Origin of the sequence: Pseudomonas sp. BIGb0176 (assembly GCF_024810175.1) — a bacterium.
In the GTDB taxonomy this organism is placed as follows: Bacteria; Pseudomonadota; Gammaproteobacteria; order Pseudomonadales; family Pseudomonadaceae; genus Aquipseudomonas; species Aquipseudomonas protegens.
The window spans coordinates 285,105-303,627 of record NZ_JANUEC010000006.1 but is presented as its reverse complement, the minus strand read 5'-3'; the positions used below and the strand labels follow the sequence as shown (position 1 = coordinate 303,627).

The window sequence follows — 18,523 nt, the reverse complement described above, 5'->3', positions numbered from 1 at the left end:
CTCCTGCAGCGCCTGCCTGGCGCCCACAATAGAACAGGCCCCGACACTCAGTGCCGGGGCCTGTAATGATCACGTCCTTGTGATCTTCCGCATGAACCCTTTTGAGAAGCGGCAGACGTATCACTCGGCTCGTCTACCGCACCCTCTCCCTGTCCAGGCGAGAAGCGTGAGTGTTACTCGGCTTTCAGGCCGTCAGCGGAAACTGCCTTGACGCCTTTGATTTTCTTGGTGATGGCCACGGCGGTAGCTTTCTGAGCCTCGGTTACCGCAACAGTGGACGACAGCGAAACAACGCCCTTGTTGGTTTCAACCTTGATGTCGGTGCCAGGAATGCCTTTCTCGGTTACCAGATCGCTTTTCACTTTGGTGGTGATCCAGGTATCGGAGGTGGCCTCTTTGGCCTTGGTCACTTCACCGGCAGCCACCACCATGGGCGACTGGGTGTTTTGAGTGGTCTGCGCAAATGCTGCGTTAGCCATGGTCAGGGTCAGAGCGGTAGCAGTTGCGGCAGCGATAGCGAACTTCTTCATACGAGTAACTCCTGTTCTTTAAGAAAGCCTGCGCCGTGTCCTGGCAACAGGGTTATGAGGGATGTTGCAGGTGCTGTGCCAAGTCTGGGAGCCTATAAATATTCATAAAAATCAATAAGTTATAAAATCACAAATAATTCGGCATCATGCAAAATGCATGACTGCCCGCCAATCTGCATGCAAGTTGCGGCTTTTTCAGCGCGGCCTAGCCAATCGTGAAAAGCCTCCTCAAGCCCCCTCCGCACCACAGCCTTTGGGCGCATAGTCGGCCTCCACAGTGGTGGTGCATGTCCATCCTGAAGTCGCCGAACGGGTCAGGGTCAGGGTCTTGTTCAGCACCGGCCCCGGCGCATTGAGCAGGGTGCAGCCAATGCTGCCTTCACCGGTGGCCGCCGTCCCGCCGGCACTCATCCGGCAGTTGGCGGTCTGGGCCGTGCCCCCGGCCAGGGCCAGGGTCGGATCGGTCCCCTGGTTCAGCAGATCCTCGACGTTGACCTTCAGGGCCGACGCCTCGGCCAGGGCGGCAATCACCTTGGCCCGCGCCTGGTACTTGGCATACATCGGCATCGCCACGGTGGCGAGGATGCCGATGATGGCTACCACCACCAGCAATTCGATCAGGGTAAAACCGGATTGATGTTTCATGGGTTGCCTCCTGGCATGGACGAATGTTGCATGAGCACAAAGGCGTGAAGCACAGCCTGTGCCAGGGGATAACCCACGGATTACGTGGCCTGCAGGCGCGATAGCCCATGGCCTTGAGCGCAAGGAGTCGCACAAACTGACAAATTTCGTCAGCCCCTGCCCCTCTCGGGCAGCGCCTCGCCAGCTAGGCTTGGACAGGTGCATGGCGACCCGACAGTCGGCTCGCGCCCCCACCAAGGAACGTCCGGGGGTCAGGGTGATCTATCACCCGTTCGAACACAGCAGGGCGCTTGCGCCTCCCTATCCACCCTTGCACCAAGGATCGAACCATGGCGGTAAAAGCACCCGCGACCAGTGTCTATCTCTGGCACGGCACCGACAGCCAGGGCCGCCCCCTCACCGGAGAACTCAGCGCCGCGACCCCGGCCCTGATCAGGGCGCAATTGCGCAGACAGGGCATCACCCCAACCCGAGTCCGACGCAAACCCAAGGGCTGGCTGCGCCTGCATCAGCGAGTAGGGGCACGGGACATTGCCCTGCTCACCCGGCAGTTGGCCACGCTGATGCAGGCCGGGGTGCCGCTGCTGCAATCCTTCGACATCATTGCCGAAAGTTTCGAGCATCCGCAGATGCGTCAACTGCTGGCCAGCCTCAAGCGCGACATCGAGGCCGGCTCCAGCCTGGCCACGGCATTGCGCAGACAGCCGCGCCACTTCGACCCGCTGTACTGCAATCTGGTGGACGCCGGCGAGCAGGCCGGCGCCCTGGATACCCTGCTGGAGAGAGTCGCCACCTACAAGGAAAAGAGCGAGAACCTGAAGGCGCGGCTGAAGAAGGCCATGGTCTATCCCTTGGCGGTGATCGGCGTGGCGGTCGTGGTCAGCAGCATCCTGCTGCTCAAGGTGGTACCCCAGTTCCAGAGCCTGTTCGCCGGTTTCAATGCCGAGCTGCCACTGCTCACCCAGTGGGTCATCGCTCTGTCACATTTCATCCAGCAGCAGGGGGCGCTGCTGCTGGCCGCCGGTGTGCTGGGCGGGCTTGCGGCGCGCCTGGCCTATCAGCGCTCCCCGAGCTTGCGTGACCGCCTGGATGTCGGCCTTTTGCACATGCCCCTGGCCGGGCCACTGCTGCACAAATCCGCGGTGGCCCGCTACGCACGGACCCTGGCCACCACCTTCGCCGCCGGCGTTCCCTTGGTGCAGGCCCTGGATTCAGTGGCCGGAGCCAGCGGCAACCCTGTCTTCAGGCAAGCGGTGCAACGGATCCGCCAGCAGGTCGCCGCCGGCATGCAATTGAACTTTGCCATGCGCGCCAGCGGCGTCTTCCCGACCATGGCGATCCAGATGACCGCCATCGGCGAAGAGTCCGGAACCCTGGATCATCTGCTGGAAAAAGTCGCGATCCATTACGAGGTCGAGGTGGACAACCTGGTGGACAGCCTGACCAGCCTCATGGAGCCGTTGATCATGGTGGTCCTGGGGGGTATCGTCGGCGCCCTGGTGGTTGCCATGTACCTGCCTATCTTCCAACTCGGTACAGCGATCTGAACATGCCCCTGACTGACGCCCTCACTCTCTACCCCATGGCCTTCGTGGCTGCGGCCCTGGTATTGGGCCTGATCGTCGGCAGCTTTCTCAACGTGCTGGTGTGGCGCCTGCCGAAAATGCTCGAACGCGACTGGCGAGCCCAGGCCCGCGACGTGCTGGGGCTGGAGCCGGAACCTGTGGCTGCGCCCTATAACCTGATGCTGCCGCACTCCCAGTGCCCGCACTGTGCGCAGGCGATCCGCCCCTGGGAAAACATTCCGCTGCTCAGTTACCTGTGGCTGCGTGGCCGCTGCGCCCACTGCAACAGCTTCATCAGCCCGCGCTACCCGTTGACCGAACTGGCCTGCGGGCTGATCTCGGGTTTTATCGCCTGGCACTTCGGCTTCGGCTGGGCGGCCGGGCTGATGCTGATCCTCAGTTGGGGGCTGCTGGCAATGAGCCTGATCGACGCCGATCACCAGCTGCTGCCGGATGTGCTGGTGCTGCCACTGTTGTGGCTGGGGCTGATCGCCAACAGCTTCGGCCTGCTGATCAGCCTGGAGGATGCGCTGTGGGGGACGGTGATCGGCTACCTGTTCCTGTGGTCGGTGTTCTGGCTGTTCAAGCTGCTGACCGGCAAGGAGGGCATGGGCCACGGTGATTTCAAGCTGCTGGCCCTGTTCGGGGCCTGGGGCGGCTGGCAGATCCTGCCGCTGACCCTGCTGCTGTCATCCCTGTTGGGGGCGATTCTCGGCACGATCCTGCTGCGCCTGCGCCGGGAAAAGACCTCGACGCCAATCCCCTTTGGACCCTTTCTGGCCATTGCCGGCTGGATTGCCTTGCTCTGGGGTGGTCAAATAACCGACTTCTATCTGCAGTTTGTCGGTTTCCAATGACTCGCTCCGTTAACACACCCTGGACCCTCGGCCTGACCGGCGGCATCGGCAGCGGCAAAAGTGCCGCCGCCCAGCACTTCATCGACCTGGGGGTGCATGTGATCGATGCCGATCATGCCGCCCGCTGGGTGGTGGAGCCCGGCCGCCCGGCCCTGGAACAGATTGCCCGGCACTTTGGCCTAGGCGTGCTGCAGGCCGACGGCCAACTGGATCGCGCGGCTCTGCGCAAGCTGATCTTCGAGGTGCCCGAACAGCGTCGCTGGCTGGAAGCCCTGCTGCACCCGCTGATCGCCGAGGAAATTGTCAGCCACCTGGCCCGCGCCGAATCGCCCTACGCAATCCTGGTGTCGCCGCTGCTGATCGAATCCGGCCAGTCGCGGATGACCCAGCGGATTCTGGTGATCGACGTGCCCCAGCAACTGCAGATCGAGCGTACCCTGCAGCGCGACCAGATCAGCGAACAGCAGGTCCAGGCGATTCTCCAGGCCCAGGCCAGCCGTGAGGAACGCCTGCGCCATGCCGATGACGTGCTGGTCAACGACCGCGACCACGCCTGGTTGCGCAGCGAGGTCGAGCGCCTGCATCACTTTTACCTAACTTTGCGTGGAGGCCAGTCATGAGCCAACCCCTGACCGTCGAATGCCCAACCTGTGGCGCCCCTGTGGAATGGACCGCGGCCAACATCAACCGGCCCTTCTGTTCCGATCGCTGCAAGCTGATCGACCTGGGCGCCTGGGCTGCCGAGGAGCACAAGATTCCGGTGAGCCCGGATGCCGAGGACGAGCTGTTCTCCGAAGAACTGCCCCCTCGCGCTCACTGAGTGCTCACCCCGGCGCCGGTCAGGGCCGCATGAAGCTATAGTCCTGATCGTCGTCGAGGTTCTCCGCTAGAAACTGCAGCTCGTCTGCCAGGTCCTCGATGCTGCGCACACTCTTGCTTTGCTGCACCACCGCACTGAGCAGGGCGCGCAGGCTCAACCCCGGTTCAAAACCTTCCTGCTGAGCATTGTGCAGACTGTCGCGCACTTCCTGCCGGGCCCACTGGTAGACACTCATGACCGCACTCCTGAGATTTTTGCCGAGCATGCAGCCCGGCAAAACACCGTGGATTGATATGGATCAAGGGCGCGGATCCTCGTCTTTCCAGGGCGCCGACAGGTAGCGGGTACGGTTGAAGGTTTCCAGCCATTCCGGGCAGAACACCACCAGGGCGCTGATCACCATGCCGTTGATAAAGGCTTCCGGGAAGATGATCAGCCACAGGTAGCCGACAAAATCTTCCAGCCATTCGGGCATGGCAAAGCGTTCGTCGAACCACAGCAGGCCCAGGCCGCAGAGCAGGCATAACAATGCCGAGAGTGCCGCGGCAAAGAACCCCGAGCAGAAGATATAGACGAAGGGATTGCGCGGCTGGGCCCGTTCCACCAGGCAGGCGCAGGCCTCGGTGACCGCCACCGGCAGCAGGATCAGCAAGGTTCCATTGACCCCCAGCGCCGCCAGGTCCTGCCGGCCCAGGGCCAGCAGGCCCAACTGTGCGATCAAGCCGCCAACTATCGCCAGCGGCCAGTCCAGCAGCAGGGTTACTGCGGTCATGCCGATGAAGTGGTAGGAGACCCCCGTGTCGAAATCCCGGCGCACCAGCCACAGCAGAAACAAGGCGAACACCGTGCCAAACAGCAAGTGTTGGCGCCGGCTGTCGGTAAACAGCTCGACCCAGGGCGCCCGCAGTACCGCCCAGATCAGTACTGGCACATACAGCAGCCAGCCGCCAATCAGGCTTTGCGGCGACAGCAGCGCCGCGCTGATCATGGCTGGGCCCGCTCCAACGCCGCAGCCAATTGCGCGGCCGTGGCGAACGCCTGCCGGGCGACCAGTTGCCTATCCTGCAGCTGCAGCCACAGCACCTGATCCTCGGCGGCGGGATAGCGTGGTGCCACGCGCCCATCGCGATCGAGCATCACTCGGTAGGGGTAATCCTTCATGGCCGGCACCGCAAACAGTTTGGCGATCACTGTCGGCATGCGCTGGATATCGGCGACAAACACCCCGTGGCGCTCCTGCAGGTAGCCCTTGGGTTTGTCCTTGAGCGCCGCGTTCACCACTTTGGCGGCGTCCATGCTGCGTGCCACCAACAGGATCCGCGCCTGGGAATCGAGGCTGTAGGGCTGGTCGAATTGATCCAGCAGGGTCCAGGGCGCCAGGCGCTCTCCTATTTCCAGGGCCTGGGCCCACAACGGCAACAGGGCCAGCAACAGCATTGACCAGCGCTTCACTGCGCACTCCTTATCGAATGGTTGGACGGCAAACAGTCTACACCGCCCTTGGGCAGGCTCCAGCGAGGTTGCCGGCAACGCCTGCGGAGGTTTTTGCACGGCCGTGGTTTTTAAGGTCATATTTGAGCGCTAAGCTTGGGGGTATGGATGACTCAGATTTTTTGCGCCTGCTTACCATCCAGGCCGAACAAGCCAACGCGTTCCTGTCCAATGCCCGCAAATGGGAGCGTGAGCGTTGGGTCTGCCAGCGCCTGCTGCAAGGCCTGAACATTCCCTACCGCAACGACGAGTTCACCGCCGCCGGGCAAGAGCCCCCCGATGTGCTGTTTCGCGAGGCCAGCTTCGAAGTGTTCTTCGTCCTCGACGAAGGCCGCAGGCTCAACGATGAATGGCGCGACGAACTGCAGCGCCGGCGCAGCGCGTTCTCCCTGAGCCAGCTGGTGCGCCGCGAAGCCAAGCCCAAGCGCATCCCGGCCAACGAACTGTTGCTGCGCCTGGCACCGACCTTGCGCAAGAAGGCCCACAACTATCAGGAGCGCGGAATGAACCTCGGCGAGCTGGACATCATTGCCTTCGCCGCCCTGAAACGCGAAGTCCTGGACCTCAACAGCCACTTCCCGCCACCCACCGAATACCTGCGCCAGGGCTGGCGCTCGCTGTCCCTGGTGGGGCCGACGTTCGCCCGCGTGCTGTTCGCCCACCCGGATGCGCCGGAGTTCCTGCGCAGCAACCTGGGCCGCAGCATCCTCTTCGACGTCGGCATCAGTTTGTAACGCCGGTCAATGCGGCCTGTGTAGCCATGGCGCAATCCGCCCGGCAATGGTAAAAAAGCACACTTGCCTGCCAACGCCGGGCCCGTGCCAGCGAGCCCTCACGCGGCAGCGGCTATGCTCCGTTCATGCCGGATAACACCGCGCTGTAACATTCCTCAACGTTGCGACGTCTATCTGACGAGGTCTTTTATGAGCAGCCGCCTGAACCCCGACGACCAACGCCATGTCGAAGAATACCTGCAACTGCCCCAGCATCGAGTCGAGCGCCGGCCCTTCCGGCCGTGGATGCTCCTCGTGGTGGTGATTACGGTGACTGTCGCCCTGGGCCTGTTGAGCCGTTTCATCAGTTACCTGACGCTATGAGCTGCTTCGCGCTCGCTCGGTTGACTGCACCGATTTCTTTTAGCCTTGCGAGATATCCCCATGACTCATCGTATTGTCATCGTTGGCGGCGGCGCCGGCGGCCTGGAGTTGGCGACCCGCCTGGGTAAGACTCTGGGCAAGCGCGGCACCGCCAGTGTGATGCTGGTGGACGCCAACCTGACCCACATCTGGAAACCGCTGCTCCACGAAGTGGCTGCCGGTTCGCTGAACTCCTCCGAAGACGAACTCAACTACGTCGCCCAAGCAAAATGGAACCACTTCGAGTTCCAGCTGGGCCGCATGAGCGGGCTCGATCGGCAGCGCAAGAAAATCCAACTGGCCGCCACCTACGACGAAGAAGGTGTGGAGCTGTTGCCGGCCCGGGAGCTGGGCTACGACACCCTGGTGATCGCCGTGGGCAGCACCACCAACGACTTTGGCACCCAGGGCGCGGCCCAGCATTGCCTGTTCCTCGACACCCGCAAGCAGGCCGAGCGTTTCCACCAGCAACTGCTCAACCACTACTTGCGAGCCCATGCCGGGCAGACCGATGCCGTGGAGCAGATCAGCGTGGCCATCGTCGGCGCCGGCGCCACTGGCGTGGAACTGGCGGCAGAACTGCACAACGCGGCCCATGAACTGGCGGCCTACGGGCTGGACCGGATTCTCCCGGAAAACATGCACATCACCCTGATCGAGGCCGGGCCACGGGTGCTGCCTGCCCTGCCCGAACGCATCAGCGGCCCGGTGCACAAGACCCTGGAGAAACTCGGGGTCAAGGTGCTGACCAACGCCTCGGTCAGCGAAGTGACCGCCGACAGCCTGATCACCGCCGACGGCCAGACCATTCCCGCCAGCCTCAAGGTCTGGGCCGCGGGCATTCGCGCGCCAGGCTTCCTCAAGGACATCGACGGCCTGGAGACCAACCGCATCAACCAACTGCAGGTACTACCGACCCTGCAGACCACTCGCGACGAGAACATCTTTGCCTTCGGCGACTGCGCCGCCTGCCCGCAACCAGGCAGCGACCGTAATGTGCCGCCACGGGCCCAGGCCGCGCACCAGCAAGCCTCGTTGCTGGCCAAGTCGCTGAAGCTGAGCATCGAAGGCAAGGACCTGCCGACCTACAAGTACACCGACTACGGCTCACTGATCTCGCTGTCGCGCTTCTCGGCGGTGGGCAACTTGATGGGCAACCTCACTGGCAGCGTGATGCTCGAAGGCTGGCTGGCGCGGATGTTCTACATCTCGCTGTATCGCATGCACCAGATGGCGCTGTACGGAGTCTTCCGCACCGCGATGCTGATGCTTGGCAGCCGAATCGGCCGCGGTACCGATCCACGCCTGAAGCTGCACTAGGCCCCTGAAAAACCACGCCCCCCGCTACGTAACGTAGCGGGGGCTGCTGGCGTGCGGTTACAGGCATTCATCGAGAAAACTCACGACGGTGCCCATGCAGGCGACCCGCTCCTCGACGTGGGGCATGTGGCTGGAGTGTTCGAACAACGCCAGGCGAATGCCGGGAATCTTCTCCAGGTAGGGTCTGACCACAACGGGCGTGGCTTCATCGTAGCGGCCACAGATCAAAAGCGTCGGCACCTCGATGCGTTCCAGGCGCTCGACGATGCTCCAGTCCCGCAGGTTGTCCATCAGCGGAAAACCTCCCCCCCGCTCCGCGCCATCGGTACCACGGCCCTGGGCAAACATCCGCGCCACCTCTTCAGGCCACGGGCGCAGCCGACATACATGCCGTTCAAAGTACAACTGCCAGGCCTGCACATATTCGGCGCCACGAGGGGAGCCCGGCTGCTCATGCCAGGCCAGCACCTGCAACGCTTCCTCAGGCAGGGCTGTGCGCAGTTTCAGGGTCTCGGCTTCCCAGGTGCGCATGTCGGCTGGCGCATTGGCCAGGATCAGCGCACGCAAGCCGGCCGGCGCGCGCACCCCGTGCTCGCTGGCCAGCGCAGCTCCCCAGGAGTGACCCAGCAGGGCGTAGTCCTGGCTGATGCGCAGGTGGTCCAGGAGGTTGTCCAGCTGCTCCAGGTAGAGTTCAAGGCTCCAGAACGACGGCGGCTTGCCATCCAGACGAGTGGAGAGGCCACTTCCCAGGTGATCGAATTGAACGATCGCCCGACCACTGGCGGCCACATCCCTGAAGGCGTCCAGGGTGTCATGGGTGCAGCCCGGACCGCCGTGCAGAATCACCAGGGGCGTAAGTCCGCTGTGCAGATCCCCGGTGACCCGATACCACGTCTGATGGACGCCAAAGGAGGCATAGCCTTCCAGTGGTGGTTTGCTTGCATTCATTGCGCATCGCTCCCTGATGACAATCAGCCTGTGTCGTTCAATCTTCCGTTCCGCGCTCCAACGCCTCCAGTGCGGCAGAGCCTGTGCTACTCGCCTCAGTTACCCAGCAGGCGATAGTGAATCGCGCGAACCACCGCCTGAACCCGATTCCTGGCGCCCAGCTTGTGCATCGCCGAGGTCAGGTGCAGGTTGATCGTGGCCTGCGAACGCTGCAGGCGCTCGGCAATCTCGCCGGAAGTCATGCCCTCTGCAGCCCATTTCAGGCACTCGCGTTCACGCCGGGTCAGATCAACCGGATAACTGCGAACGCATTTGCTGAGCTGTGGATAGAGATGCTCCTGCAACGCATGAGCAAGCAGGGTGAAGTGGCCCTGAACCTGTTGCAAGTCCTGTAATGCCACCGTGGCATTGCCGGAGCGCAAACCGGTGAGGCTGGCGAAACCGCCCCTGGGTAAATGGATGGGCACGGTCATGCCGTGGGCCATTTGATGATGGTGCAGGTAACTGGATACCGGAGCGTGCTGCTGCCCGAGGGCCTGACGCAGGACGGTTTCCGCCTCGGGCTTGTAGGACCAGATAAAGGGCGAGGAACTGTCCAGAGCAACCTGCTGGACCGGGTCGATATGGTAGTAACCCTGATCGCACCAGAGCTCCAGCCAGTCCCTGGGGGTATTGCAGACCATGGCACTGGGGATGATCAGCTCGCCTGCCTGATCGAAAGGCACCGGGCTGTAGTCATAAACCAGGGCATCGAAACCCAGTTCCGAGGCCAGTGTCATGGTTCCCGTCATTCGCTCATGCAGCGAGTTTCCGGACAAAAGATGGGTATCAAATTCCGCGAGCCTGCTCTGCATCCTTGCCGCTCCCTTACTGTTGATCCTTAACAGCGAAGGGCCAGAATGCCACGCCCGGCAACAACGGGCCAGGCAAAACCTATAAGAAATACCAGGTTTGCGGTACAACCAGCGCTTGCCCCGGCGTCATCGGCGCCCATGGCCATGACCCGCAAAACAGCGCTGACAACCAGCTCAAGGTCGGTACCGCACATGCCTGCCCCCGCCCTATCTGCTGCAATGCAGTGTCACGGCCCACCCCGTGTGGCGCCATGCATCGCTCATAGCAGACAAGGACCCAGGCCATGCAGATGCCCCAGACGCTTGAGTTGCACAACGGTGACAAAGCCCCTGCCACCTTCTCCCCCAAAGAATACGCTCGACGCCTGGGCGCCCTGCGGGCCTACATGGCGCAACAGGACATTGACGCCGCGCTGTTCACCTCGTACCACAACATCAACTACTACGCCGGCTTCCTGTATTGCTCCTTCGGCCGCCAGTACGCCCTCGTGGTGACCCAGGAACACAGCGTGCTGATCAGCGCCAATATCGACGGCGGCCAACCGGGACGGCGGGCGACCTGCGATGCCCAGGTGATCTACACCGACTGGCAGCGGGGCAATTTCTTCGTCGCGGTCAAGCAGGCCCTGCCCCGCGCTTCGCGCCTGGGGCTGGAGTTCGATCATCTGACCCTGCCCAATCACCGGGCCTTTGCCGAGCTCTATCCCCAGGCACAGTTACTGGACATCGCCGCGCCCTGCATGAACCTGCGCATGCTCAAGTCCGCCGAAGAGCAAGCGCTGATCCGCCAGGGTGCGCGGATTGCAGACATCGGCGGGGCCGCCGCCATCGAAGCCCTGCACGACCAGGTACCGGAATACGAAGTGGCCGGACACGCCACCCAGGCCATGGTGCGGGCGATTGCCGAGGCGTTTCCGGGGGCCGAACTGATGGATACCTGGACCTGGTTTCAGTCCGGGCTCAATACCGATGGCGCCCACAATCCACTGACCTCGAGACGGGTCAGCCCAGGAGAAGTGCTGAGCCTCAACTGCTTCCCGATGATCGCCGGCTACTACACCGCCCTGGAGCGCACGCTGTTCCTCGGCCATTGCCCCGACGCCTGCCTGCGATTGTGGGAGATCAACGTCCAGGTGCATGAAGCTGGGCTGCAACTGGTCAAGCCCGGCGCACGCTGCAGCGATATCGCTCGACAACTGAACGCCCTCTACCTGGAACACGACCTGCTGCAATACCGTACCTTCGGCTATGGCCATTCGTTCGGCATCCTCAACCACTACTATGGGCGCGAGACCGGGCTGGAGTTTCGTGAGGATGTGGAGACCATTCTTGAGCCCGGCATGGTGGTGTCCATCGAACCGATGATCAGGCTGCCCGAAGGCCTGCCCGGAGCCGGCGGTTATCGGGAACACGACATCCTGATCGTCGACGAGCACGGCGCGTGCAATATCACCGGGCTGCCGTACGGGCCGCGGTACAACATCATTGGCAGTTGACTCAACTGTCTGGAAAACGCCCTCCCCCACAGAGAAGGCTCGCCGCTTCAACCATGACTTGAGTCATCAGCCAAATACTGTGACGGAGAACATTCAGCACAAGCACAATCGAGGCATCAAGGGCCGTAGGTACCCTGCCCAGGCTCGACGCCAGCGGGCCTGCGAACTTTTCCACAGGCATACAAAAAAGGGCACCTCATTGAGGTGCCCTTTTTCGTGAATATGGTCGGGGTAAGGGGATTCGAACTCCTGACATCCTGCTCCCAAAGCAGGCGCGCTACCGGACTGCGCTATACCCCGGTAAAAAAAAGGCACCTTCTAGAGGCGCCTTCTTCGAACAGCGCTTTTGGCCTCTGTTCTTAAGATTCGATTCCAGCGCTAACTGGTTTCAAAAATGGTGGGTCGTGTGGGATTCGAACCTACGACCAATTGGTTAAAAGCCAACTGCTCTACCAACTGAGCTAACGACCCAAAAATGGTCGGGGTAAGGGGATTCGAACTCCTGACATCCTGCTCCCAAAGCAGGCGCGCTACCGGACTGCGCTATACCCCGGTTTGAAATTGGCTCCGTGACCAGGACTCGAACCTGGGACCCAATGATTAACAGTCATTTGCTCTACCGACTGAGCTATCACGGAACTACATATTTCAAGTTACAACTTTTTACTTCATCCTCTTCGACTTGTTCGCATCGCTACGTTCATGTCTCTGAGGCGCGCTATTTTACAATCTTAAAAACCCCTGTCAACCCCTTAAATTGCTTTTAAGACAATGATTTGCGACTTCATTGCCGGTTTCTTCTTGATCAGAAAAAACCTCGGGGGTGACTGACTGCGGGGCGCACTTTACAAGCCTTTTCCTTACAGTTCAACGCCCTAGTGAAAAAAAAGGCCTCGCAATGCGAGGCCTCCTCTATAAACCCACCGATCAGCGATCAGGCGAAGACGATTTCGTCGTCCTGCACCGAGGCGGTAACCGTGGCTCCCGGCAGGAAACCGCCGGAGAGGATCAACTGCGCCAACGGGTTCTCGATCCAGCGCTGGATGGCCCGTTTCAGCGGCCGTGCGCCATACACCGGGTCGTAACCCACAGCGATCAGCTTGTCCAAGGCCTCGTCGCTCAGTTCCAGGCTCAGCTCGCGCTCCGCCAGGCGACTGCGCAGGCGACCCAACTGGATCTGCGTGATGCCGGCGATCTGATCCCGTGCCAGAGGCTCGAAGATCACCACTTCGTCGACCCGGTTGATGAACTCCGGCCGGAAGTGGGTGGACACCGCGTCCATCACCGCCGCACGTTGTGCCTCGCGATCCCCTACCAGCTCCTGGATCTGCGCCGACCCCAGGTTGGAGGTCATGACGATCACCGTATTGCGAAAATCCACGGTACGCCCGTGGCTGTCCGTCAGACGGCCATCTTCCAGGACCTGCAGCAGGATGTTGAACACATCCGGGTGCGCCTTCTCGACTTCGTCCAGAAGAATCACCGAGTACGGCTTGCGACGCACGGCTTCGGTCAGGTAACCGCCCTCTTCATAACCGACATAGCCTGGTGGCGCACCGATCAGGCGAGCCACGGAATGTTTCTCCATGAACTCGGACATGTCGATCCGCACCATGGCCTCTTCGGTATCGAAGAGGAATTCCGCCAGGGCCTTGCACAACTCGGTCTTACCCACGCCGGTCGGGCCGAGGAACATGAACGAACCGCTGGGCCGGTTCGGGTCGGACAACCCGGCTCGGGAACGGCGCACAGCGTTGGCCACCGCCACCACGGCTTCGTTCTGGCCAATCACCCGCTCGTGCAGCAGGCTTTCCATCTTCAGCAGCTTGTCGCGCTCGCCTTCAAGCATTTTCGACACTGGAATGCCGGTCCACTTGGACACCACTTCGGCAATCTCTTCCTCGGTAACCTTGCTGCGCAGCAACTGGTTCTCGCTGTGGCCGTGCTGATCGACCATCTGCAGGCTGCGCTCCAGGTCCGGAATCACCCCGTACTGCAGCTCGGCCATGCGATTGAGATCGCCTTTACGACGCGCCGCTTCCAGTTCCTGGCGCGACTGCTCGATCTTCTGCTGGATCTGCGCAGAACCCTGTACTTCGGCTTTCTCCGAGGTCCAGACTTCTTCCAGGTCAGCGTATTCACGCTCCAGGCGGACAATCTCTTCCTGGAGTTTTTCCAGGCGCTTGATCGCGGCCTCGTCGTCTTCTTTCTTCAGGGCCTGGGATTCAACCTTGAGCTGAATCAGGCGCCGCTCCAGACGGTCCAGCACTTCCGGCTTGGAGTCGATCTCCATGCGGATGCGGCTGGCGGCCTCGTCGATCAGGTCGATGGCCTTGTCCGGCAGTTGCCGGTCAGTGATGTAACGATGGCTGAGCTTGGCCGCGGCAATGATCGCGCCGTCGGTGATCGCCACCTTGTGGTGCACCTCATAGCGCTCTTTCAGGCCGCGCAGGATAGCAATGGTGTCTTCCTCGCTCGGCTCATCCACCAACACTTTCTGGAAGCGCCGCTCGAGGGCTGCGTCCTTCTCTATATATTGGCGGTATTCGTTGAGCGTGGTGGCGCCCACGCAGTGCAGCTCGCCACGGGCCAGGGCCGGCTTGAGCATATTGCCCGCATCCATCGAGCCTTCGCCTTTACCAGCGCCGACCATGGTGTGCAGCTCATCGATGAACAGGATGATCTGCCCTTCCTGCTTCGACAGTTCATTAAGCAAAGACTTCAGGCGTTCTTCGAACTCGCCACGGTATTTGGCACCGGCGATCAAGGCGCCCATGTCCAGGGACAGCAAGCGCTTGCCTTTGAGGCCATCGGGCACTTCGCCGTTGATGATCCGCTGGGCCAGGCCTTCGGCGATGGCGGTCTTACCCACGCCTGGTTCACCAATCAACACCGGGTTGTTCTTGGTCCGGCGTTGCAGCACCTGGATGGTCCGGCGAATTTCGTCGTCACGGCCGATTACCGGATCAAGCTTGCCGTCTTCGGCGCGCTTGGTCAGGTCGACGGTGTACTTGTCCAGGGCCTGGCGCGACTCTTCGACGTTGGCGTCATTCACCGCCTCACCGCCACGCAGGTTGTTGATGGCGTTCTCCAGGGCTTTCTTGCTCACGCCCTGGCCCAGCAACAATTTGCCGAGTTTGCTGTTCTCATCCATGGCGGCCAGCAGCACCAGCTCGCTGGAGATGAACTGGTCGCCTTTCTGCTGCGCCAGGCGGTCGGCCTGGTTGAGCAGGCGCGCCAGATCCTGGGACATGTTGACGTCGCCAGTGGGGTTCTGGATTTTCGGCAGCTGGTCGAGCTCTTTGCTCAGTTCCTTGCGCAGGCTGTTGACGTCGAAGCCCACCTGCATCAGCAGAGGCTTGATCGAGCCGCCCTGCTGTTCCAGCAGCGCCTGCATCAGGTGCGCCGGTTCAATGGCCGGATGATCGAGGCCAACCGCCAGAGATTGAGAATCGGATAAGGCCAGCTGCAATTTGCTGGTTAATCGGTCTATACGCATTAGTCACCTTCCTTTTGAGCAGGCCGGAGCGATGGACACACCTAAATAGAGAAACCTGCCAGATGTTTCACTAGATGCGGTCGATTCTGGGAGATTCAAGCGTCAGCAGCTTGACACAAGTCAGATTAGTCTAGCGCTCAAGCCAGATAAGGGAGGCAAAACGCCCGGTGCGCGGGCTGCGCCGGTAGGAAAAGAAGCGGGGATCGCTGACGGTGCAATAGCCGCCACCGTACACGGCAGTCACACCACAGGCAGCCAGTCGCAGGCGCGCCAGCTGATAGATATCGGCCATGAAGCGCCCGGCATTGGCGCTCGGCACAAAGGCCTGCTCGGCTGCCGGCAACTGGGCGACGAAGGCTTCACGCACCTCGGGCCCCACTTCAAAGCGCTGCGGGCCAATGGCCGGCCCCAGCCACACCAGCACCTCGGCGCAGGGCGTATGCAGGCTGTCGAGGGTGGCTTCCAGCACGCCCGCCGCCAACCCGCGCCAGCCGGCATGGGCCGCGGCGACTCGGGTTCCGGCATGGTTGCAGAACAGTGCCGGCAGGCAGTCGGCCGTCATCACCGCACAGGCAACGCCCGGGGTGGCGGACCAACTGGCGTCCGCGGTCGCGACCATGGAAGGGTCGGCGTGGGCCACGGCCACCCCGTGCACCTGTTGCAGCCAGGCCGGGGCGATGCCGAAGTGTTCGCTCAGGCGACGGCGATTCTCGGCCACTGCTTGCGGCTGATCGTCGACATGGTCGCCCAGGTTGAGGCTGTCGAACGGCGTCAGGCTGACGCCGCCAGCGCGGGTGGTAGTACAGGCTTTGACTCCGGCCGGCGCGGGCCAGTCGGGAATCAGCCAGTCATTCATCCGATGAACGCCTCACGGTCCTGCTTGAGCAGCGACAGCAGCCAGACGAAATCGTCCGGCAGCGGCGATTCCCAGCTCATGCGGATACCGGTGGTCGGATGATCCAGCTCCAGGAAGCGTGCATGCAGGGCCTGGCGCGGGAAGTTCTTCAGCGAGTCGACCATGGTCTGGCTCGCCGCCGGCGGAATGCGGAAGCGGCCGCCGTAGGCTGGATCCCCCACCAGCGGGAAGTTGATGTGGGCCATGTGCACCCGGATCTGGTGGGTACGACCGGTTTCCAGCTTGACCCGCACATGGGTGTGGGAACGGAAACGTTCCAGGACCCGGTAGTGGCTGACGGCCTGCTTGCCGCCTTCCATCACCGCCATGCGCTGGCGCTGCTGGCCATGACGGCCGATCGGAGCGTTGATCTTGCCCCCGGCGGTTACCACGCCGATCACGATGCATTCATAGATGCGGCTGACACTGCGGCTTTGCAGCTGGGCCACCAGTTGGGTCTGCGCCTGGATGGTCTTGGCCACCACCATCAGTCCTGTGGTGTCCTTGTCCAGGCGGTGGACGATACCGGCCCGCGGCACATTGATAATGTCCGGGATGTGATGCAGCAGGGCATTGAGCAGGGTGCCGTCGGCATGGCCGGCAGCCGGGTGCACCACCAGGCCCGCAGGCTTGTTGATCACCAGGATGTCGTCATCTTCATAGACGATGTCCAGCTCGATATCCTGGGCGATCCACTCGCCCTGGGCCTCCTGCTCGGCAGTCAGCTCAAGAATGGAGCCGCCGTGCACGATGTCCCGCGGGCGGATGACCGCTCCGTCCACAGTCAGGCGGCCGTCCTTGATCCAGGCGGAAAGGCGCGAGCGCGAATGCTCAGCGAATAGTTGGGCGGCGACTTGATCGAGGCGTTGACCGCCCAGTTCGGACGGCACCTCTGCGCGAAGTTCAATTTTATCGGACATGCTCGGACTGGGCGTCGGCACAGCCTTTGGTTTCGGCTGCGCGCTTGTGGTTAAATACGGCGTCTTTTGCCCCGAGGCTTTCAACGGGGCGCTCATCATAACAGGACGGCCCCGCCCAAGACAGCGGCCGTCATAGGGACGCAAGCCGCCATGCAAGTGAAACACCTGCTGCTGATCGCCATCCTCGCACTGACCGCTGCTTGCTCATCGAAGGAAGTCGTTGACGAAAACCTGAGCGAAGTCGAGTTGTACCAGCAGGCGCAGACCGACCTGGACAACCACAGCTATACCAGCGCCACCGCCAAGCTCAAGGCCCTGGAATCGCGCTATCCCTTTGGTCGCTACGCCGATCAGGCACAGCTCGAGCTGATCTACGCCAACTACAAGAATGCCGAGCCGGAGGCCGCCAAGTCCGCCGCCGAGCGCTTCATTCGCCTGCACCCCCAGCACCCGAACGTGGACTACGCCTACTACCTCAAGGGCCTGACCTCGTTCGACCAGGACGTCGGCCTGCTGGCGCGCTTCCTGCCGCTGGACATGACCAAGCGTGACCCGGGTGCCGCCCGCGACTCCTACAACGAGTTCGCCCAGCTGACCAGCCGCTTCCCCAACAGCCGCTACGCGCCGGACGCCAAGCAGCGCATGATCTACCTGCGCAACCTGCTGGCTGCCTACGAGATCCACGTAGCCGACTATTACCTGACCCGCCAGGCCTATGTCGCCGCCGCCAACCGTGGCCGCTACGTAGTGGAGAACTTCCAGGAAACCCCATCGGTCGGCGACGGCCTGGCGGTGATGACCGAGGCCTACCAGCGCCTGCACCTGGATGAACTGGCTGCCACCAGCCTGGAAACTCTCAAGCTCAACTACCCCAACCACCCTAGCCTGGTGGACGGTCAGTTCGTGCCACGCGTGGCTGAAGCCGACAACCGTTCGTGGCTGAGCAAGGCCACCCTGGGCCTGATCGAGTCCCGTCCTCCGCTGCCGCCGGGAGAAACCCGCGCCAACCAGGACGTGATGAAGCAGTACCAGGATGCCAAGGACGCCATTCCGTCCGAGCTCAAGCCTAAAGACAGCAACGGCGACGTGGTCGAGGAAGAAGAGCACGAGGCTGCCGGCAACAACAATAGCGACCGCTCCTGGTTCAGCTACATGACCTTCGGCGTGTTCGACTGATCACCCCGCAGGCCGGAAAGGGAGACTTGAAGTCTCCCTTTTTTATGCCCGCACACTGATGGGCCTGTGCGCCCGTCGGGCGCTTGGCTAAACTGCCCCCTCCCCCTTCAAAAAGCTGGTTGCCATGGTTCGTCTACTGTTCTGGATCGCTCTGATTGCCGCCGCGGTATGGTTCTGGCGCAAGTTCAAGCGTCCTGTCGCCGCCCCTCGCTCCCCCAATGAACCGGCCACTACGCCCATGGTGCGTTGCGCCCATTGCGGCGTGCACCTGCCCCAGGACCGGGCCCTGAGCCAGTCGCAACAGTGGTACTGCAGCCAGGCACACCTGCAACAAGGGCCGGGAAACCAGGACCGCTGAGCCCCCAGGCCCA

20 protein-coding genes and 4 tRNA genes are annotated in these 18,523 nt (G+C 62.1%); 10 read left to right on the top strand and 14 right to left on the bottom strand.

What is annotated here, in order from left to right:
- Positions 1 to 173 precede the first annotated feature (173 nt).
- Positions 174 to 530, bottom strand: coding sequence for a BON domain-containing protein (locus M2395_RS29980; RefSeq protein ID WP_011063519.1), 357 nt, complete (start codon positions 528 to 530; stop codon positions 174 to 176).
- A gap of 228 nt (positions 531 to 758) precedes the next feature.
- Complete coding sequence (locus M2395_RS29975; RefSeq protein WP_011063520.1) at positions 759 to 1,175, bottom strand: pilin; 417 nt, start codon at positions 1,173 to 1,175, stop codon at positions 759 to 761.
- Positions 1,176 to 1,504: 329 nt separating this feature from the next.
- Here M2395_RS29975 and M2395_RS29970 point away from each other — a divergent pair, with 329 nt between their 5' ends.
- Genes M2395_RS29970 through yacG form a run of 4 tightly spaced genes read left to right on the top strand, consistent with a single transcriptional unit; the run spans position 1,505 to position 4,417 of the window.
- Positions 1,505 to 2,722, top strand: a complete 1,218-nt coding sequence (locus tag M2395_RS29970; protein ID WP_015637067.1) for a type II secretion system F family protein — start codon at positions 1,505 to 1,507, stop codon at positions 2,720 to 2,722.
- 2 nt (positions 2,723 to 2,724) lie between these two features.
- Positions 2,725 to 3,597, top strand: a complete 873-nt coding sequence (locus M2395_RS29965) for an A24 family peptidase (protein WP_053153928.1) — start codon at positions 2,725 to 2,727, stop codon at positions 3,595 to 3,597.
- Complete coding sequence (gene coaE / locus M2395_RS29960; protein ID WP_123431487.1) at positions 3,594 to 4,217, top strand: dephospho-CoA kinase; 624 nt, start codon at positions 3,594 to 3,596, stop codon at positions 4,215 to 4,217. Before M2395_RS29965 ends, coaE begins: the two co-directional genes overlap by 4 nt.
- Entirely contained in the window at positions 4,214 to 4,417 is a 204-nt protein-coding gene (yacG, locus tag M2395_RS29955; protein WP_011063524.1) for a DNA gyrase inhibitor YacG, read from the top strand. The genes coaE and yacG overlap by 4 nt, the downstream gene beginning before the upstream one ends.
- Positions 4,418 to 4,436: 19 nt before the next feature.
- Here the strand turns inward: yacG and M2395_RS29950 are convergent, their stop codons facing one another.
- The 3 genes from M2395_RS29950 to M2395_RS29940 all read right to left on the bottom strand — a co-directional run bounded on the left by M2395_RS29950 (position 4,437) and on the right by M2395_RS29940 (position 5,869).
- Positions 4,437 to 4,652: a hypothetical protein gene (locus M2395_RS29950; protein WP_011063525.1), complete on the bottom strand. Its 216-nt coding sequence runs from the start codon at positions 4,650 to 4,652 to the stop codon at positions 4,437 to 4,439.
- Positions 4,653 to 4,715: 63 nt separating this feature from the next.
- Complete coding sequence (locus M2395_RS29945; protein WP_053153931.1) at positions 4,716 to 5,405, bottom strand: energy-coupling factor ABC transporter permease; 690 nt, start codon at positions 5,403 to 5,405, stop codon at positions 4,716 to 4,718.
- Complete coding sequence (locus M2395_RS29940; protein WP_185057812.1) at positions 5,402 to 5,869, bottom strand: hypothetical protein; 468 nt, start codon at positions 5,867 to 5,869, stop codon at positions 5,402 to 5,404. Before M2395_RS29940 ends, M2395_RS29945 begins: the two co-directional genes overlap by 4 nt.
- Before the next feature lie 143 nt (positions 5,870 to 6,012).
- Here M2395_RS29940 and M2395_RS29935 point away from each other — a divergent pair, with 143 nt between their 5' ends.
- The 3 genes from M2395_RS29935 to M2395_RS29925 all read left to right on the top strand — a co-directional run bounded on the left by M2395_RS29935 (position 6,013) and on the right by M2395_RS29925 (position 8,364).
- Positions 6,013 to 6,642 carry a DUF1780 domain-containing protein gene (locus M2395_RS29935; RefSeq protein ID WP_123431485.1) on the top strand — a complete coding sequence of 210 codons (630 nt, stop codon included), beginning with the start codon at positions 6,013 to 6,015 and terminating at the stop codon, positions 6,640 to 6,642.
- Positions 6,643 to 6,831: 189 nt separating this feature from the next.
- Complete coding sequence (locus tag M2395_RS29930) at positions 6,832 to 7,005, top strand: DUF3094 family protein (protein ID WP_053153937.1); 174 nt, start codon at positions 6,832 to 6,834, stop codon at positions 7,003 to 7,005.
- A gap of 60 nt (positions 7,006 to 7,065) precedes the next feature.
- Positions 7,066 to 8,364, top strand: coding sequence for an NAD(P)/FAD-dependent oxidoreductase (locus M2395_RS29925; protein ID WP_123431484.1), 1,299 nt, complete (start codon positions 7,066 to 7,068; stop codon positions 8,362 to 8,364).
- 57 nt (positions 8,365 to 8,421) lie between these two features.
- On the opposite strand, the gene M2395_RS29920 is transcribed toward M2395_RS29925, so the two are convergent.
- Both M2395_RS29920 and M2395_RS29915 read right to left on the bottom strand, forming a co-directional pair.
- Positions 8,422 to 9,312 carry a proline iminopeptidase-family hydrolase gene (locus tag M2395_RS29920; RefSeq protein ID WP_015637075.1) on the bottom strand — a complete coding sequence of 297 codons (891 nt, stop codon included), beginning with the start codon at positions 9,310 to 9,312 and terminating at the stop codon, positions 8,422 to 8,424.
- A 95-nt stretch (positions 9,313 to 9,407) separates the two neighbouring features.
- The gene (locus M2395_RS29915; protein WP_015637076.1) at positions 9,408 to 10,166 is read right to left on the bottom strand and encodes a LuxR family transcriptional regulator; all 759 of its coding nucleotides are present in this window, start codon (positions 10,164 to 10,166) and stop codon (positions 9,408 to 9,410) included.
- Positions 10,167 to 10,450: 284 nt separating this feature from the next.
- Between M2395_RS29915 and M2395_RS29910 the strand changes: the two genes are divergently transcribed.
- The gene (locus tag M2395_RS29910) at positions 10,451 to 11,662 is read left to right on the top strand and encodes an aminopeptidase P family protein (RefSeq protein WP_015637078.1); all 1,212 of its coding nucleotides are present in this window, start codon (positions 10,451 to 10,453) and stop codon (positions 11,660 to 11,662) included.
- 223 nt (positions 11,663 to 11,885) lie between these two features.
- Here the strand turns inward: M2395_RS29910 and M2395_RS29905 are convergent.
- The 7 genes from M2395_RS29905 to rluD form a co-directional block, all read right to left on the bottom strand.
- Positions 11,886 to 11,962, bottom strand: a tRNA-Pro gene (locus tag M2395_RS29905).
- Positions 11,963 to 12,057: 95 nt separating this feature from the next.
- Positions 12,058 to 12,133: transfer RNA gene (locus M2395_RS29900), tRNA-Lys, on the bottom strand.
- A 5-nt stretch (positions 12,134 to 12,138) separates the two neighbouring features.
- A tRNA-Pro gene (locus M2395_RS29895) sits at positions 12,139 to 12,215 on the bottom strand.
- A gap of 9 nt (positions 12,216 to 12,224) precedes the next feature.
- Positions 12,225 to 12,300 (bottom strand) — tRNA-Asn (locus M2395_RS29890).
- A 296-nt stretch (positions 12,301 to 12,596) separates the two neighbouring features.
- Positions 12,597 to 15,161: an ATP-dependent chaperone ClpB gene (clpB, locus tag M2395_RS29885; protein WP_011063533.1), complete on the bottom strand. Its 2,565-nt coding sequence runs from the start codon at positions 15,159 to 15,161 to the stop codon at positions 12,597 to 12,599.
- Positions 15,162 to 15,291: 130 nt separating this feature from the next.
- A complete protein-coding gene (pgeF, locus tag M2395_RS29880) occupies positions 15,292 to 16,017 on the bottom strand; it encodes a peptidoglycan editing factor PgeF (RefSeq protein WP_015637079.1) in 726 nt (241 codons plus the stop codon).
- Positions 16,014 to 16,976 carry a 23S rRNA pseudouridine(1911/1915/1917) synthase RluD gene (rluD, locus tag M2395_RS29875; protein WP_011063535.1) on the bottom strand — a complete coding sequence of 321 codons (963 nt, stop codon included), beginning with the start codon at positions 16,974 to 16,976 and terminating at the stop codon, positions 16,014 to 16,016. Before rluD ends, pgeF begins: the two co-directional genes overlap by 4 nt.
- 150 nt (positions 16,977 to 17,126) lie before the next feature.
- Here rluD and M2395_RS29870 point away from each other — a divergent pair, with 150 nt between their 5' ends.
- On the top strand, positions 17,127 to 18,152 hold the full coding sequence (locus tag M2395_RS29870) for an outer membrane protein assembly factor BamD (protein WP_011063536.1): 1,026 nt from the start codon (positions 17,127 to 17,129) through the stop codon (positions 18,150 to 18,152).
- Positions 18,153 to 18,276: 124 nt separating this feature from the next.
- The gene (locus tag M2395_RS29865) at positions 18,277 to 18,510 is read left to right on the top strand and encodes a PP0621 family protein (RefSeq protein WP_015637081.1); all 234 of its coding nucleotides are present in this window, start codon (positions 18,277 to 18,279) and stop codon (positions 18,508 to 18,510) included.
- Positions 18,511 to 18,523: the final 13 nt, after the last annotated feature.

Coding starts and splice junctions, on each gene's coding strand:
- M2395_RS29980 (WP_011063519.1), bottom strand. CDS start 530: ATGAAGAAGTTCGCTATCGCTGCCGCAACTGCTACCGCTCTGACCCTG.
- M2395_RS29920 (WP_015637075.1), bottom strand. CDS start 9,312: ATGAATGCAAGCAAACCACCACTGGAAGGCTATGCCTCCTTTGGCGTC.
- coaE (WP_123431487.1), top strand. CDS start 3,594: ATGACTCGCTCCGTTAACACACCCTGGACCCTCGGCCTGACCGGCGGC.
- pgeF (WP_015637079.1), bottom strand. CDS start 16,017: ATGAATGACTGGCTGATTCCCGACTGGCCCGCGCCGGCCGGAGTCAAA.
- M2395_RS29975 (WP_011063520.1), bottom strand. CDS start 1,175: ATGAAACATCAATCCGGTTTTACCCTGATCGAATTGCTGGTGGTGGTA.
- M2395_RS29865 (WP_015637081.1), top strand. CDS start 18,277: ATGGTTCGTCTACTGTTCTGGATCGCTCTGATTGCCGCCGCGGTATGG.
- rluD (WP_011063535.1), bottom strand. CDS start 16,976: ATGTCCGATAAAATTGAACTTCGCGCAGAGGTGCCGTCCGAACTGGGC.
- M2395_RS29915 (WP_015637076.1), bottom strand. CDS start 10,166: ATGCAGAGCAGGCTCGCGGAATTTGATACCCATCTTTTGTCCGGAAAC.
- M2395_RS29935 (WP_123431485.1), top strand. CDS start 6,013: ATGGATGACTCAGATTTTTTGCGCCTGCTTACCATCCAGGCCGAACAA.
- yacG (WP_011063524.1), top strand. CDS start 4,214: ATGAGCCAACCCCTGACCGTCGAATGCCCAACCTGTGGCGCCCCTGTG.
- clpB (WP_011063533.1), bottom strand. CDS start 15,161: ATGCGTATAGACCGATTAACCAGCAAATTGCAGCTGGCCTTATCCGAT.
- M2395_RS29925 (WP_123431484.1), top strand. CDS start 7,066: ATGACTCATCGTATTGTCATCGTTGGCGGCGGCGCCGGCGGCCTGGAG.
- M2395_RS29870 (WP_011063536.1), top strand. CDS start 17,127: ATGCAAGTGAAACACCTGCTGCTGATCGCCATCCTCGCACTGACCGCT.
- M2395_RS29950 (WP_011063525.1), bottom strand. CDS start 4,652: ATGAGTGTCTACCAGTGGGCCCGGCAGGAAGTGCGCGACAGTCTGCAC.
- M2395_RS29970 (WP_015637067.1), top strand. CDS start 1,505: ATGGCGGTAAAAGCACCCGCGACCAGTGTCTATCTCTGGCACGGCACC.
- M2395_RS29965 (WP_053153928.1), top strand. CDS start 2,725: ATGCCCCTGACTGACGCCCTCACTCTCTACCCCATGGCCTTCGTGGCT.
- M2395_RS29945 (WP_053153931.1), bottom strand. CDS start 5,405: ATGATCAGCGCGGCGCTGCTGTCGCCGCAAAGCCTGATTGGCGGCTGG.
- M2395_RS29930 (WP_053153937.1), top strand. CDS start 6,832: ATGAGCAGCCGCCTGAACCCCGACGACCAACGCCATGTCGAAGAATAC.
- M2395_RS29910 (WP_015637078.1), top strand. CDS start 10,451: ATGCAGATGCCCCAGACGCTTGAGTTGCACAACGGTGACAAAGCCCCT.